This window comes from Enterococcus sp. DIV0358 (assembly GCF_051713465.1).
In the GTDB taxonomy this organism is placed as follows: Bacteria; Bacillota; Bacilli; order Lactobacillales; family Enterococcaceae; genus Enterococcus; species Enterococcus faecalis.
This window is the reverse complement of the sequence record NZ_JBIOPX010000001.1, coordinates 1778487-1793334: the sequence shown is the minus strand read 5'-3', so window position 1 is coordinate 1793334 and position 14848 is coordinate 1778487. Positions and strand designations below refer to the sequence as shown.

At 38.8% G+C, this 14848-nt stretch carries 14 protein-coding genes and 1 other annotated feature; all 14 genes read left to right on the top strand.

The window, feature by feature from the left end; genetic code table 11:
- The first annotated feature begins 109 nt into the window (after positions 1 to 109).
- The 14 genes from IGK70_RS08770 (at position 110) to gap (ending at position 14848) form a co-directional block, all read left to right on the top strand.
- The gene (locus IGK70_RS08770) at positions 110 to 787 is read left to right on the top strand and encodes a DNA-3-methyladenine glycosylase (protein ID WP_071981481.1); all 678 of its coding nucleotides are present in this window, start codon (positions 110 to 112) and stop codon (positions 785 to 787) included.
- Positions 744 to 1229, top strand: coding sequence for a DUF3013 family protein (locus IGK70_RS08765; protein ID WP_002388170.1), 486 nt, complete (start codon positions 744 to 746; stop codon positions 1227 to 1229). Before IGK70_RS08770 ends, IGK70_RS08765 begins: the two co-directional genes overlap by 44 nt.
- 15 nt (positions 1230 to 1244) lie before the next feature.
- Positions 1245 to 2192, top strand: coding sequence for a 50S ribosomal protein L11 methyltransferase (prmA, locus tag IGK70_RS08760; RefSeq protein ID WP_002357075.1), 948 nt, complete (start codon positions 1245 to 1247; stop codon positions 2190 to 2192).
- Between the two features lies 1 nt (position 2193).
- Complete coding sequence (locus tag IGK70_RS08755; RefSeq protein WP_071981480.1) at positions 2194 to 2946, top strand: 16S rRNA (uracil(1498)-N(3))-methyltransferase; 753 nt, start codon at positions 2194 to 2196, stop codon at positions 2944 to 2946.
- Between the two features lie 214 nt (positions 2947 to 3160).
- Positions 3161 to 5368: a RelA/SpoT family protein gene (locus IGK70_RS08750; RefSeq protein WP_438775220.1), complete on the top strand. Its 2208-nt coding sequence runs from the start codon at positions 3161 to 3163 to the stop codon at positions 5366 to 5368.
- A 22-nt stretch (positions 5369 to 5390) separates the two neighbouring features.
- The gene (gene dtd / locus IGK70_RS08745) at positions 5391 to 5837 is read left to right on the top strand and encodes a D-aminoacyl-tRNA deacylase (RefSeq protein WP_002357080.1); all 447 of its coding nucleotides are present in this window, start codon (positions 5391 to 5393) and stop codon (positions 5835 to 5837) included.
- Positions 5838 to 5899: 62 nt separating this feature from the next.
- Positions 5900 to 6107, top strand: a binding site (T-box leader).
- Between the two features lie 87 nt (positions 6108 to 6194).
- Complete coding sequence (gene hisS, locus IGK70_RS08740) at positions 6195 to 7496, top strand: histidine--tRNA ligase (RefSeq protein WP_002362049.1); 1302 nt, start codon at positions 6195 to 6197, stop codon at positions 7494 to 7496.
- 17 nt (positions 7497 to 7513) lie between these two features.
- Entirely contained in the window at positions 7514 to 9283 is a 1770-nt protein-coding gene (gene aspS, locus IGK70_RS08735; protein WP_071981479.1) for an aspartate--tRNA ligase, read from the top strand.
- Positions 9284 to 9436: 153 nt separating this feature from the next.
- The gene (locus tag IGK70_RS08730) at positions 9437 to 10273 is read left to right on the top strand and encodes a bifunctional hydroxymethylpyrimidine kinase/phosphomethylpyrimidine kinase (protein ID WP_002385835.1); all 837 of its coding nucleotides are present in this window, start codon (positions 9437 to 9439) and stop codon (positions 10271 to 10273) included.
- Positions 10257 to 10763: an ECF transporter S component gene (locus IGK70_RS08725; protein ID WP_002357086.1), complete on the top strand. Its 507-nt coding sequence runs from the start codon at positions 10257 to 10259 to the stop codon at positions 10761 to 10763. Before IGK70_RS08730 ends, IGK70_RS08725 begins: the two co-directional genes overlap by 17 nt.
- Positions 10760 to 11329, top strand: coding sequence for a TIGR01440 family protein (locus IGK70_RS08720; protein WP_002365825.1), 570 nt, complete (start codon positions 10760 to 10762; stop codon positions 11327 to 11329). Before IGK70_RS08725 ends, IGK70_RS08720 begins: the two co-directional genes overlap by 4 nt.
- A gap of 142 nt (positions 11330 to 11471) precedes the next feature.
- On the top strand, positions 11472 to 12350 hold the full coding sequence (locus IGK70_RS08715) for a YitT family protein (RefSeq protein WP_002357090.1): 879 nt from the start codon (positions 11472 to 11474) through the stop codon (positions 12348 to 12350).
- Between the two features lie 419 nt (positions 12351 to 12769).
- Positions 12770 to 13807, top strand: coding sequence for a sugar-binding transcriptional regulator (locus IGK70_RS08710; protein WP_002357092.1), 1038 nt, complete (start codon positions 12770 to 12772; stop codon positions 13805 to 13807).
- Between the two features lie 39 nt (positions 13808 to 13846).
- On the top strand, positions 13847 to 14848 hold the full coding sequence (gene gap, locus IGK70_RS08705; protein WP_002357093.1) for a type I glyceraldehyde-3-phosphate dehydrogenase: 1002 nt from the start codon (positions 13847 to 13849) through the stop codon (positions 14846 to 14848).

The following is a 14848-nucleotide window of genomic DNA, read 5'->3' as shown; positions in this document are numbered from 1 at the left end:
TAATCATCTTATTATAACATAAAGAACGTACATTCGCTTTTTGGTGGTTTTTTGGGTTTTAGATGGATATAGCGGAAGGTTTCGTGTATGATAGGGAGTGGTGAAAGAAATGAAAGAAACGATAAATATCTTTAACACAAAAACAACTGAAGAAGTGGCACAATACTTGTTAGGGATGTATTTAGAGCACGAAACAGCAACAGGCGTTTTAGGTGGGTACATTGTGGATGCAGAAGCTTATTTAGGTCCTGATGATGAGGCGGCCCATAGCTTTGGCTTGAGAAAAACGCCACGCTTACAAGCCATGTATGACAAACCAGGCACGATTTATTTATATACTATGCACACGCATTTAATTTTAAATATGGTGACACAAGAACAAGGCAAACCACAAGGGGTGATGATCCGCGCGATTGAACCTGTTGAAGGTGTCGACAAAATGATTGAAAATCGCCAAGGACGTCAAAGCGTGGAATTGACTAATGGACCAGGTAAATTAGTTGCAGCCTTAGGAATTGATAAGCAATTATATGGGCAGTCGATTTTTTCTAGTTCGTTACGGCTCGTGCCAGAAAAACGAAAATTCCCGAAAAAAATTGAGGCACTACCACGAATTGGAATTCCCAATAAAGGTCGTTGGACAGAGTTGCCTTTAAGATACGTCGTGGCTGGCAATCCATATATTTCTAAACAAAAAAGAACAGCAGTAGACCAAATAGATTTTGGCTGGAAGGATGAAGAAAATGAAAAAAGCAACAATGCTCACATACTTAGAGGAACAACTTGAAAAACACTTAGGAGATTACGAAGTAGGCCTTGATTGGGATCGCAAAAACCATACCATCGAAGTCATTGTTCGTTTATATGCAGAAAACAATGAGCAAGTGGCGATTGATGATGTTGATGGTACACTTTCAGAAGAAGAATTCATTGAATTTGAAGATGGTTTGTTATTTTACAATCCGCAAAAGTCTGTCGTTGATGACGAAGAGTATTTAGTCACAATTCCTTATGAAGGAAAAAAAGGGCTACGCAAAGCAGTTTTAGACGGATTCATTCACTATTTAAAAGTGGTTTTAGATGAAGGGCAAAGTGATTTGTTAGACTTTTTATCAGATGAAACAGCGGAAGTTTTTGAATTGCATTGGGAGCCAGCAGATTTTGAAGCGATGATTAAAAAAGTGGCAGAAACAGAAAAAGAACAATGGATTGCGTATCCAAGTTATTAATTTAGAGGTGAGAACATGAAGTGGACAGAAGTAAAAGTAGAAACGGCTAGCGAAGCAGTTGAAGCAATTTCAAACATTATGATGGAAGCTGGCGCAAGTGGCGTGGCCATTGAAGATGCGTTGGACATTGAAAATTTTGAAAGTGATCTGTATGGGGAAATTTTAGATAAAGAGCAATTCACCCACATTAAAGAAGGGGCGATTGTGATGGCTTATTTTCCTGAAACAACCTTCTTACCAGAAATTTTACCATTTATGAAAGAAAATATTTTACGCTTGCCTGAGTACGGCTTATCCATTGGTAAAAACGAAATGACAATTAGTGAAGTAGCAGAAAGCGACTGGGCAACTGCTTGGAAAAAATACTATCATCCTGTCCGTGTCACACGATTCTTAACGATTGTGCCAAGTTGGGAAGCCTATCACGCACAAGATGAAGCAGAAAAAATTATTACATTGGATCCGGGCATGGCTTTCGGTACAGGCACGCATCCAACGACTCGTTTAACCTTGCAAGCTTTAGAAACTGTTTTACGTGGTGGCGAAACAGTTCTAGATGTAGGAACGGGTTCTGGTGTTTTGAGTATTGCAAGTCGCTATTTAGGGGCTAAAGACGTCTACGCATATGATTTAGATGAAGTAGCAGTTGCAGCGGCAAAAGAAAATATGGATTTAAATCCCATTGCGGCCGATGTTCATGTGTCAGCCAATGATTTACTAAAAGGGATTGACCATTCTGCTGATGTAATCGTCGCAAATATTTTGGCAGATATTATTGTGTTAATGATTGAAGATGCTTGGCGTTTGCTAAAACAAGACGGTACCTTCATTATTTCTGGAATTATTGAAGATAAAAAAGCAATGGTTTTAGAAGCACTAACGAAAGTCGGGTTTGTGGTGGACCAACTCTTTAATCAAGGCGATTGGTATGCGATTATCTTGAAGAAACCAGAGGAAGAGTAAAATGCAACGGTATTTCATGAAAGAAGATTATCAAGAAAAAGATTTGTATAAAGTCGCAGATGAAAACTATCATCATATTGTGCGAGTTATGCGAATGACGCCGAATGATCGTTGTTATTTAGTATTTCAAAATAAAACTGCCATTTTAGCTGAGATTGTGGAAATTGATCCAACGTCTGTTTACTTTAAAGAAATTAGTAAAGAAGAAATGGACAAAGAATTGCCAATTGAAGTGACGATTGCGTGTGGGTTACCAAAAGGGGACAAGTTAGAATGGATTGTTCAAAAAGGCACGGAGCTAGGTGGCAATCAGTTTATCGGCTTTCCTGCGAAAACTTCTGTTGTCAAATGGGACCACAAAAAAAGAGCAGCCAAAGAAAAAAGATTACAAAAAATTGCCACAGAAGCGGCGGAGCAATCGCATCGGCAGCAGACACCAAATGTTTCTTTGGTGGAAAAAACACAAGAAATCATTGCGCAATTTGACTCATATGACACAGTCTTGGTTGCGTATGAAGAATCAGCAAAACAAGGAGAAAAAAGTCAATTAGCACAAGTATTATCCACTTGCCAGTCAGGCGCACGTTTGTGTGTGCTCTTTGGACCTGAAGGTGGCTTTGCACCGCAAGAAATTGAACAATTTCTGCAGGCTGGGGCGAAACTTTGCGGGTTGGGTCCGAGAATTTTACGAGCAGAAACAGCACCATTGTATCTTTTAAGTGCAGTTAGCTACCAAATGGAACTTTTAAATTAAACGAAAGCCCGCCTGTAAAATTCTTGTAGGCATTCTCTTTGAATAAAGAGAGAGTAAAAAAGCGACAGTGATTGAAATTTAAGGGAAATTTAGTATAATAGAGTTGTTGAAAGTGCTACTGTTTCAAGTGGTACTTTTCTTTTTTATTAAAATAGATAATACGTGAACGAAGTGTTCTTTATCCAAAGGTCACCTTCATAGAGGAGTGAATACCATGCCAAAAGAAGAAATACTGACAGGCCCAGCTGTCATCAAAATTGTAAGTACCTATATGGGACCAGAACATGTTGAGTTGGTTCAAAAAGCATTAACTTATGCTGAAAAAGCACACGAAGGTCAAGTCCGACAATCAGGTGAACCTTACATCATCCATCCGATTCAAGTGGCAGGCATTCTGGCTGAATTACATATGGATCCCCATACTGTAGCAACAGGATTTTTACATGATGTTGTCGAAGATACGGACGTAACACTGGACGATTTAAAAGAAGAATTTGGCGAAGACATCGCAATGTTAGTCGATGGCGTGACGAAACTAGGAAAAATTAAATATAAATCTCATGAAGAACAATTAGCTGAAAATCATCGGAAAATGTTATTGGCAATGGCGCAAGATTTACGGGTTATTATGGTGAAACTAGCCGATCGTTTGCACAATATGCGCACATTAAAACATTTACGTGAAGATAAGCAACGACGGATTGCACAAGAAACTTTAGAAATTTATGCGCCTTTAGCACATCGCTTAGGGATTAGTCGAATTAAATGGGAATTAGAAGATACTGCCTTACGTTATATTAACCCCAACCAATACTATCGAATTGTTAATTTGATGCAAAGCAAACGCGATGAACGTGAAGCTTATGTGGCAGAAGCAGTCGAAGATATTCGTTTAGCTACGGAAGATTTAGAAATTTACGCAGAAATATATGGTCGACCAAAACATATTTATTCAATCTATCGTAAAATGAAGGACCAAAAGAAACAATTTAATGAAATCTATGACTTATTAGCCATTCGTGTTATTGTCGATTCCATTAAAGATTGCTATGCCGTGTTAGGGGCGATTCATACACGTTGGACACCAATGCCAGGTCGCTTTAAAGATTATATTGCTATGCCAAAAGCGAATATGTATCAGTCTATCCATACGACAGTTATTGGGCCAAAAGGGAATCCAGTAGAGGTCCAAATTCGGACCCATGAGATGCACCAAATCGCCGAATTTGGGGTGGCGGCTCACTGGGCCTATAAAGAAGGCAAAGCGGAAAAAATTGAAACAGATGAACTGACGAAGCAAGTCGATTGGTTCCATGAAATTATTGAATTACAAGATGAAAGCTATGATGCTTCTGAATTTATGCAAGGTGTGAAAGAAGACATTTTTAGCGACAAAGTCTATGTCTTTACGCCAAGTGGAGATGTAACCGAACTGCCAAAAGGCTCCGGACCACTAGATTTTGCTTACAGTATCCATACTGAAATTGGGAATAAAACAACCGGTGCGAAAGTCAACGGCAAAATGGTACAGTTAGACTATGTCCTAAAAAATGGGGATATTATTGAAGTCCTAACATCACCGAATTCTTTCGGACCTAGTCGCGACTGGCTGAAAATGGTTAAAACAAGTAAAGCCAAAAATAAAATCAAACGTTTCTTTAAAGAACAAGACCGTGAAGATAACATTATTAAAGGGCATGATGCTGTCATTAAATACATGACAGAAATCGGCTTTACACCGAAAGAATTTTTAACGAAGAATAAAATGGCGGAAGTGCTAGATAAATTTAAATTTCAAACGGAAGATGATTTATTTGCGGCAGTAGGTTATGGCGAAGTAAGTGCGCAAGTAGTGTGCAATCGTTTAACAGAAAAAGAACGCCGCGAACAAGAGTTGGAACGTCAAGAAGCAGAAGAGTTGTTAAATCAGCCAGCTAAAAAAGAATCAGAAAAAATGAAAGTTCGTCATGAAGGCGGCATCGTGATTCAAGGGGTGGACAACCTATTGATTCGTTTAAGCCGCTGTTGTAATCCAGTGCCTGGTGATGAAATCGTTGGTTACATTACCAAAGGACGTGGCGTTTCAATTCATCGTGCGGACTGTCCTAACGTACAACATCAAGAAGAACTAGCACAACGTCTAATTGAAGTTGAGTGGGAAGATACCGAGCACAGTCGCAAAGAATACGCTGCCGATTTGGAGATTTACGGCTATGATCGTAGTGGCTTACTAAGTGATGTTTTACAAGTCATTAGTTCGATGACAAAAAATTTAGTCGGTGTTGAAGCTCGTCCATCCAAAGATAAGATGGCCCAGATTCATGTCACTGTAAAAATTCAAAACCTTTCTCATTTAAAAACCATCGTTGACAAAATTAAAAGTGTACCAGATGTTTATAGTGTTCGTCGAACTAATGGGTAAGTGTAAAAGTGAGGCAAAAAAGATGAAAGTAGTTATTCAAAGAGTTAGTCAAGCACAAGTTGCGATAGAAGAGCAGATAGTGGGACAAATCAAACAAGGCTTCATGGTGCTGGTGGGCATCCATCAAGAAGACACGCCAGAAGATGTGGCTTATGTTGTTGGCAAAATCAGTAAATTACGTGTTTTTGAAGATGACGAAGGAAAAATGAATCGCAGTATTCAAGAGATTGAAGGATCAATTTTGAGTATCTCTCAATTTACCCTCTATGCAAAAACTAAAAAAGGCAATCGTCCCAGTTTTATTGAAGCGGCTCGTCCAGATGTGGCGATTCCTTTGTATGAATTATTTAATCAACAATTAGAAGCAGAAGGAATAGCGGTAGCCACAGGAGAATTTGGCGCGGATATGCAAGTGTCGTTGACCAATGATGGTCCAGTGACCATTGTGATTGATACACGAGAAAAATAATTGATTTTCCTGTCGGAACCCCTTGACTTTCTAAGAGAACTTTAGTAGTTTATAGATAATATTAAAAATCTATGAAGGAACGAGTAAGTTTCATTTGTTTGCGAAGAGAGAGTTGCCGTGGCTGAGAGCAACTTCAACAGTGAAAGTGAAAGACATTCTGGAGATGGACGGAAGAAAAGCCGTCCCGTTACGAGCGTTAATCGTTGAGGAAAGAGTAAAATCTTTCAAAACTAGGTGGTACCGTGTAAAAGAGACTTTTACGCCCTTGTATGTTCAACATACAAGGGCTTTTTTCATTTTTAGAAAAAAGAAAATGGCGCACACATTTTTGTGGAATGATAGAAGGAGAGAAAGACAATGAGTTATCAAAAACCAAAAGGAACAAACGATATTTTGCCAGGAACTTCTGAAAAATGGCAATTTGTGGAAGAAACAGCTCGTTTGATTTTTAAAGATTATCAATACCAAGAAATCAGAACCCCGATTTTTGAACATTATGAAGTAATATCTCGCAGTGTTGGCGATACCACAGATATTGTTTCAAAAGAAATGTATGATTTTTATGATAAAGGAGACCGTCACGTGACGCTACGTCCTGAGGGGACAGCGCCAATTGTTCGGGCCTTCGTTGAAAATAAATTATATGGTCCGGAATATACGAAACCATACAAAACCTATTACATGGGGCCGATGTTCCGCTATGAACGCCCACAAGCTGGTCGTTTGCGTCAATTCCATCAAATTGGTGTGGAAGCATTTGGTAGTGAAAACCCAGCATTGGATGTTGAAATTATGGCTATGGCTTTGGACTTCTTCAAACAATTAGGCATCCAACAAATCAAATTAGTTATTAATTCCTTGGGGGATAAAGAAACACGTGCTACGTACCGTCAAGCATTAATCGATTATTTAGAGCCACATATGGCAGAATTAAGCGAGGATTCACAGCGTCGCTTACATGAAAATCCATTGCGGGTGTTAGACAGCAAAGATAAAAAAGACAAGGTGATTGTCGCAGAAGCGCCCTCCATTTTAGATTATTTAAATGAACCATCCAAAGCACATTTTGAAGCAGTAACTGATATGTTAGATTTACTAGAAATTCCTTATGAAATTGATAGTAATATGGTTCGCGGCCTGGATTATTACACACACACAATTTTTGAAATTATGAGTGAAGCGCCTAAAATGGGGGCGCAATCAACTATTTGTGCAGGGGGCCGATACAATGGTTTAGTTGAAGAATTAGGCGGCCCAGATACACCAGGCTTTGGTTTTGGTATGGGCATTGAACGAGTGTTGTTAACAATGGAAGCTGAAGAAGTTGTGATTCCAGCGTTATCTGAATTAGACGCATATGTGGTTGGTATTGGCTCAGAAACCAACGTCGCAGCTTTGCAACTTGTTCAAAGCATTCGTAACTTTGGTTTCTCAGCTGATCGTGATTATATGAATCGCAAACCAAAAGCGCAATTTAAAACGGCCGATAAATTACAAGCAAAATTAGTTTTAACAATCGGTGAAAATGAATTGAATGAAGGCATTGTCAACGTAAAATCAATGGCAACACGCGAAGAAAAAGCCTTCCCGTTAAGTGCTATTCATGATTCATTTGATGAAGTGTATGATGAAATGATGACAAAAATGATTGAAGAATAAAAAGGAGAGATTGAGAAATGGCAAAACGCACAACCTATTGCGGCAATGTATCTGCCGAATTTATTGAAAAAGAAGTTGTATTAAAAGGATGGGTTCAAAAACGTCGTGACTTAGGAGGCGTTATCTTTATTGATTTACGTGACCGTGAAGGAATCGTCCAAGTGGTCTTTAACCCAGAAAAGTCAAAAGAAGCATGGGAAATTGCTGATAAATGTCGTAGTGAATACGTCATCGAAGTTAAAGGTCAAGTCGTTTATCGTGATAAAGAAGCGATTAATCCCAAAATGAAAACTGGCGAGTTTGAAGTGATGGCGACTGACATTACGATTTTAAATACTGCGAAAACAACGCCATTTACCATTGAAGATGACAATAACGTTAATGACGAATTGCGCATGAAATATCGTTATTTAGATTTGCGTCGTCCATCAATGACAAACAACATTAAATTACGTCACCAAGTAACGAAAACAATCCGTCACTATTTAGATAATCATGACTTTTTAGACATTGAAACTCCTTATTTAGGCAAATCAACACCAGAAGGCGCTCGCGATTATTTGGTTCCTTCTCGTGTCCATGCCGGTCATTTTTATGCTTTGCCACAATCACCACAACTCTTTAAACAATTATTAATGGGGGCAGGCTTCGATCGCTATTACCAAATCGTTCGTTGTTTCCGTGATGAAGATTTACGAGGCGACCGTCAGCCAGAATTTACACAAATCGATATCGAAACGACCTTTTTAACACCAGAAGAAATTCAAACATATACAGAAAATATGTTGGCTGAAGTGATGAAAGAGACAAAAGGAATTGAGATTTCTGTTCCGTTTCCACGAATGAGCTATGACGAAGCAATGGCACGCTATGGTAGCGATAAACCCGACACTCGTTTTGCTATGGAATTAATTGATGTTGCAGATGTAGTGAAAGACATAGACTTCAAAGTTTTCCAAGCAGCGTTGGAAAATGGCGGACATGTGAAGGCTTTGAATGCAAAAGGCGCCGCAGATAAGTATTCTCGTAAAGATATGGATAACTTAGGTAAGTATGTGAGTCAATTTGGCGCAAAAGGCTTAGCTTGGTTAAAAGTTGAAGAAGATGGCTTAAAAGGACCGATTGCTAAATTCTTAACAGAAGTTAGTGATGAATTAATTGCTGCTACCAATGCAGAAGTCGGTGATATTTTAATGTTTGGTGCCGATAAACCTGAAATCGTAGCCGCTGCTTTAGGTGCGGTACGTACACGTTTAGGTAAAGAATTAGGTTTAATTGATGAATCGAAATTCAATTTCTTGTGGATTGTGGATTGGCCGTTGTTTGAATATGATGAAGAAGCTGGTCGCTATGTTTCTGCTCATCATCCATTTACACAACCAAAAGCAGAGGATGGGGACCGCTTAGCAACAGACCCAGCCTCTGTGTATGCTGAAGCTTACGATGTTGTCTTAAACGGCTACGAATTAGGTGGCGGCTCATTACGGATCCATACACGAGAATTACAAGAAAAAATGTTTGAAACGTTAGGTTTTACAAAAGAAGAAGCACAAGACCAATTTGGTTTCTTGCTAGACGCATTAGATTATGGCTTCCCGCCACATGGAGGGATTGCTTTAGGGCTAGACCGCTTAGCAATGCTATTGGCTGGGGAAGAAAACATTCGTGAAGTGATTGCCTTCCCTAAAAACGGGAAAGCAATTGACCCAATGAACAACGCACCAAGTTTAGTTTCTCCATTACAATTGTTTGAATTAAACATTGATGTAACAGCCATTGACGAATAAGTGTTAAATCCAAAGAAAGAGTGACTTCATTGACGGATGAGGTCACTCTTTCTTTGGGAAGGAAAAAGATAACGAAAGACTTAAAAAGTGGCTGAGCTAAAAATCTGCCAATTGGCTGTTTTTTCTTTTTAGAAAACTTTGTATGATAACTGAGTGTATAAAGGAGCGAAACAAATGACAAAAATAATTTTAACAATTGGCGGTTCCGATCCTTTTTCAGGAGGCGGGATTCAAACAGATTTAAAAACGTTTGAAAATCATCAAGTCTTTGGCTTATCAACTTTAACTTGCCTTGCTACAGCCCCCAAGAATCATTTTCAGATTCATGACCTGGAGACTTCTTTGGTGAAAGAGCAACTCGCTTCCATACCTGCCGGGAGTTTAGACGGCATCAAGATTGGCTTGATTCACAGTGAAGAAAGTATGTTACAAATTGCAACCTTTTTGAAAAAGCACGCAGGTCTGCCGGTGGTGTTGGATCCTGTCTTAGCTTTTAAAGAAACGACTTCAGTTTATGAAAAAAGATACATGCAGTTATTGATTGAAAAACTTTTTCCATTTGCAACGATTATAACGCCTAATTTAAAAGAAGCAGAATTACTCATTGGCAGAAAATTAACAACCGTCGAAGAAGTCCAACAAGCGGCGGAAGAGTTAAACTCTTTAGGAGCGGCAACGGTGGTGATTAAAGGCGGTAATCGTTGGCTTGGTCAAGAAGCACGTGACTTTTTTTATGATGGACAACAACATATTCAATTGGTCAAAGAAAAAGTAATGGCCCACACCATTGATGGCGCTGGTTGTTCCTTTGCTTCTGCAATTGGTGCGAATTTAGTTAAAGGATATCCGTTAATTGAAGCAGTTGATTTAGCAAAAACATACGTTCATGAAGCCATTGTTTCTGGGGTCCAGCTAAATGCAGCTTTTGGAAGTGTGTGGCATGAAGGATTACTAGCAGGAGGTGTGGCGGATAATGACAAGAAAAATTAGTCTATATGCAGTAATTACCGCTTTAACAGTGGCTGTGTCAATGGTCTTTATTATCCCCGTCCCAGCAACAAATGGCTTTGTTACATTGGCGGATGCAGGGATTTACATTGCTAGTTTACTTTTTGGTCCGATCGGTGGCTTGACAGTCGGAGCTTTAAGCGGTGGTTTAATTGATTTATTGTCAGGCTATCCACAATGGTTCGTTTTTTCGTTATTGATTCATGGCGGACAAGGTTGGTTAGCAGGTCACTTCTTTAATAAAAATAAAAAGATGCAAACGCTAGGATTACTTTTAGCCAGTCTCCTCATGATTAGCGGGTATGCTTTAGCGACTAGCTGGCTTTACGGCGTGGGTGCGGGGATTGCCTCTTTACCAGGGAATATCATTCAATCCTTATTTGGGGTGATTGTAGCATTGCCTCTTAGTCAAACATTAAAACGTGTGTTACCAAAAAATGGTCGTTTAGAAGAAAGAAGGATGAACAAATGACTATCGATGAAAAAATGTTAAAAGAACAGTTAGTGACAATTACAGAAGAAGTCATTACAGCAGGAAATTTACAAAAAGGGGACCTATTTGTTTTAGGTTGTACCACCAGTGAGGTAGTAGGCGGCGTCATTGGTAAAAATTCCAGCGCCGAAGTAGGACAATGGATTGTCTCAACCTTAATTGAACAATTAGATAAAAAAGGCATCTCTTTGGCTGTGCAAGGATGCGAACATATTAATCGTGCTCTAGCCATGGAACGTCGTGTGGCTGAAGAGAAAGGCTTTGAAATTGTTTCTGTAGTACCGCAATTACATGCTGGCGGTTCTTGTTCAGTGGCTGCCTTTGAAAAATTTGATGAACCTGTGGAAGTTGAACATATTGTTGCTCAAGCAGGGATTGACATTGGCGATACATCTATCGGTATGCATGTAAAACATGTGCAAGTTCCTCTTCGCTTGAGCATTCGAACGTTAGGTGCGGCTCATGTTACAGCATTATATTCTCGTCCTAAATATATTGGTGGACCAAGAGCCCATTATGAAACAACCCAAGAACGAAATCGTTAAGATTTCGTTCTTTTTTCATTTCTATAAACATTTGATGAATCTTCCGTAATTATTATAGGAATCTCTTTTTTTCTCTCGGTAAACCACGTATAATATGAAAAGAAATGTAATTTATTGAAAACCTGAAACGAGGCTATTATTTATGAAAAAAATTTATGACGGACTGCCAGTTCATGACTATACAACAAAATTTTCCGTGTCGATTGTCTATGCTATTCTTGCATCAATTGCCATGAACTTTTTCTATCAACCAGGAAATATTTATTCCAGTGGCTTAACAGGCTTGGCACAAATTTTAACAACCCTCTCAACAAAAATTGTCGGTTTTAATGTGCCTGTCTCCATTACATTGTATCTTTTAAATGTGCCGTTATTCTTTATTGCGTGGAAGAAAATAGGTAAGAAGTTTACAATTTTTACTTTCATTACCGTGACTTTAACTTCATTATTTATGCATATTGTTCCGCAAACGGTGATGACCCAAGATCCAATTATCTGTGCTATTTTTGGTGGGGCGATTTCTGGATCAGGAATTGGTTTTGTCTTAAAAAACGGGGTTTCTTCTGGGGGCTTAGATATTCTAAGCATTACCATTCGGAAAAAAACGGGGCGTTCCGTTGGCTCGATTTCAATTTATTTTAACGCACTAATTGTCTTCGTTGCAGGTTATTTATTTGGCTGGCAGTACATGTTCTACAGTGCGTTATCAATTTTTGTAAGTGGGAAGGTCACAGATGCTGTTTATACTAAGCAAAAGAAAATGCAAGTTATGATTGTCACCAAGAACCCAGATCGAGTCGTGGATGAGATTCAAAAGAAAATGCGCCGCGGTATTACAATTATTCATGAAGCGGAAGGGGCATATCGCCACGACCGCCAAACTGTTTTGCTCACTATTGTGACACGCTTTGAGTTGCCAAGTTTAGAAGCAGCCATGAAAGAAAGTGATCCGAATGCCTTTGTCAGCATCTCAGATAATGTTAAAATTTTAGGACGTTTTTACGAAGAAGATTACAAATAAAAGGGTATGAAGCAACGAGAGAATGGCTGTGTCTATTCCTTCGTTGCTTTTTTTGAAAAATAAGTAAAAAATGCTTTGTGAGAGGACCTGAAATTCCCATTTAAACAAGAAGTTAATTGAAAGACGTTCGTGAATTCCTTTGCTTTTGGTTTAATTAGATCTAATTATTCGGAAATAAGTCGCTATTGTTTCCCACAAACGAATGCTTTGTTTGGATTTGAAAGAAAACGATGAAAAAAGAATCATTTTTATTGAAAAGACCTAAAAAAACTGGTACACTAAGTGTGTAATTGATAAGTACTTTTAATACTGTTATGAATAAATAGTAGGAAAAACGAACATCAATTCTATTTTTTTAAAGTTCATAGGTCGTTTTCAGTCTTACTTGGACATATTTCGACCCACAAAAGGAGCGCATCATGTTAAAAGAATTTAAAATGATTGAAGCAGTTGCTCCAGATATGCTCGATGTATTACAAGAAAGATTCCAAATCCTTCGCAATATTTATTGGATGCAACCTATTGGACGTAGAAGTTTATCAGAAACGATGGGAATTACAGAGCGAGTCTTGCGTACAGAAACAGATGTTTTAAAGCAACTCAACCTGATTGAACCTTCAAAAAGCGGGATGACATTAACAGAACGCGGTTTGGAAGTCTACCAAGGTTTAGAATTAGTCATGAATCAATTGCTTGGTATGCACCAAATCGAAAAAGAAATGACACAGTACTTTGGCATTCAACGTTGTATCGTTGTTGCAGGAGATAGTGATATCCAAAAGAAAGTTCTTTCGGACTTTGGAGATGTCTTAACCAATACGCTGAATTTACTCTTACCAAATGGTGAGAATACAATTGCGGTTATGGGTGGGACAACAATGGCCATGGTGGCCGAAAATATGGGATCACTAGAAACTGAAAAACGTCATAATTTGTTTGTTCCAGCCAGAGGAGGGATTGGTGAAGCAGTTTCTGTCCAAGCCAATTCAATTAGTGCTGTAATGGCCAACAAAACGGGTGGTAACTACCGGGCGTTATATGTCCCAGAACAATTGAGTCGTGAAACGTATAATAGTTTATTACAAGAACCCTCGATTCAAGAAGTTCTTACGTTAATTAGTCATGCCAACTGTGTGGTGCACAGTATTGGTCGAGCGTTGCACATGGCGGCACGCCGAAAAATGTCTGATGACGAAATGGTTATGCTCAAACAAAAAAATGCCGTGGCAGAATCGTTTGGTTATTTCTTTGATGAAGAAGGAAAAGTGGTCTATAAAATCCCACGAATTGGTCTTCAATTAAAAAACTTACAAGAAATTCCCTATGTCGTCGCAATTGCGGGCGGCAAAACGAAAGCCAAAGCCATTCGCGCATATATGAAAAATGCACCAAAACAAACGTGGCTCATCACAGATGAAGCTGCTGCAAACGAGATTTTAAAAGGGGTAACCCTTTAAAATAAAAAATTTTTGATTTTCATAAGGAGGAAATCTTTAATGACAGTTAAAGTAGGTATTAATGGATTTGGACGTATCGGACGCTTAGCTTTCCGTCGTATCCAAGATGTAGAAGGAATCGAAGTAGTTGCAATCAACGACTTAACAGATGCTAAAATGTTAGCACACTTGTTAAAATATGACACAACTCAAGGCCGTTTCAACGGTACAGTTGAAGTTCACGAAGGTTCATTCAACGTTAACGGCAAAGAAATCAAAGTTTTAGCTAACCGTAACCCTGAAGAATTACCATGGGGCGAATTAGGCGTAGACATCGTATTAGAATGTACTGGTTTCTTTACTTCTAAAGAAGCTGCTGAAAAACATTTAACTGCTGGTGCAAAACGTGTAGTTATTTCAGCTCCTGGTGGTAACGATGTACCAACAATCGTTTACAACACAAACCATGAAACATTAACTGGAGAAGAAACTGTAATTTCAGGCGCTTCTTGTACTACAAACTGCTTAGCTCCAATGGCTAAAGCTTTACATGACAACTTTGGTGTTGTTGAAGGTTTAATGACAACTATCCACGCTTACACAGGTGACCAAATGACATTAGACGGACCACATCCTAAAGGCGACTTCCGTCGTGCGCGCGCTGCTGCTGCAAACATCGTACCTAACTCAACTGGTGCTGCTAAAGCAATCGGCTTAGTAATCCCAGAATTGAACGGTAAATTAGATGGTGCTGCTCAACGTGTTCCTGTGGCAACTGGTTCATTAACTGAATTAGTTACTGTATTAGACAAAGAAGTTACTGTTGATGAAGTAAATGCAGTAATGGAAAAAGCTGCTAACGAATCTTATGGTTATAACACAGACGAAATCGTTTCTTCTGATATCGTAGGTATGACTTACGGTTCATTATTCGATGCAACTCAAACAAAAGTTATGACAGTTGGCGACAAACAATTAGTTAAAACTGTTGCTTGGTATGACAACGAAATGTCATACACTGCTCAATTAGTTCGTACTTTAGAATACTTCGCTAACTTATAA

Coding starts and splice junctions, on each gene's coding strand:
- IGK70_RS08765 (WP_002388170.1), top strand. CDS start 744: ATGAAAAAAGCAACAATGCTCACATACTTAGAGGAACAACTTGAAAAA.
- IGK70_RS08715 (WP_002357090.1), top strand. CDS start 11,472: ATGAAAAAAATTTATGACGGACTGCCAGTTCATGACTATACAACAAAA.
- aspS (WP_071981479.1), top strand. CDS start 7,514: ATGGCAAAACGCACAACCTATTGCGGCAATGTATCTGCCGAATTTATT.
- hisS (WP_002362049.1), top strand. CDS start 6,195: ATGAGTTATCAAAAACCAAAAGGAACAAACGATATTTTGCCAGGAACT.
- IGK70_RS08720 (WP_002365825.1), top strand. CDS start 10,760: ATGACTATCGATGAAAAAATGTTAAAAGAACAGTTAGTGACAATTACA.
- IGK70_RS08750 (WP_438775220.1), top strand. CDS start 3,161: ATGCCAAAAGAAGAAATACTGACAGGCCCAGCTGTCATCAAAATTGTA.
- prmA (WP_002357075.1), top strand. CDS start 1,245: ATGAAGTGGACAGAAGTAAAAGTAGAAACGGCTAGCGAAGCAGTTGAA.
- IGK70_RS08710 (WP_002357092.1), top strand. CDS start 12,770: ATGTTAAAAGAATTTAAAATGATTGAAGCAGTTGCTCCAGATATGCTC.
- gap (WP_002357093.1), top strand. CDS start 13,847: ATGACAGTTAAAGTAGGTATTAATGGATTTGGACGTATCGGACGCTTA.
- IGK70_RS08770 (WP_071981481.1), top strand. CDS start 110: ATGAAAGAAACGATAAATATCTTTAACACAAAAACAACTGAAGAAGTG.
- IGK70_RS08725 (WP_002357086.1), top strand. CDS start 10,257: ATGACAAGAAAAATTAGTCTATATGCAGTAATTACCGCTTTAACAGTG.
- IGK70_RS08755 (WP_071981480.1), top strand. CDS start 2,194: ATGCAACGGTATTTCATGAAAGAAGATTATCAAGAAAAAGATTTGTAT.
- dtd (WP_002357080.1), top strand. CDS start 5,391: ATGAAAGTAGTTATTCAAAGAGTTAGTCAAGCACAAGTTGCGATAGAA.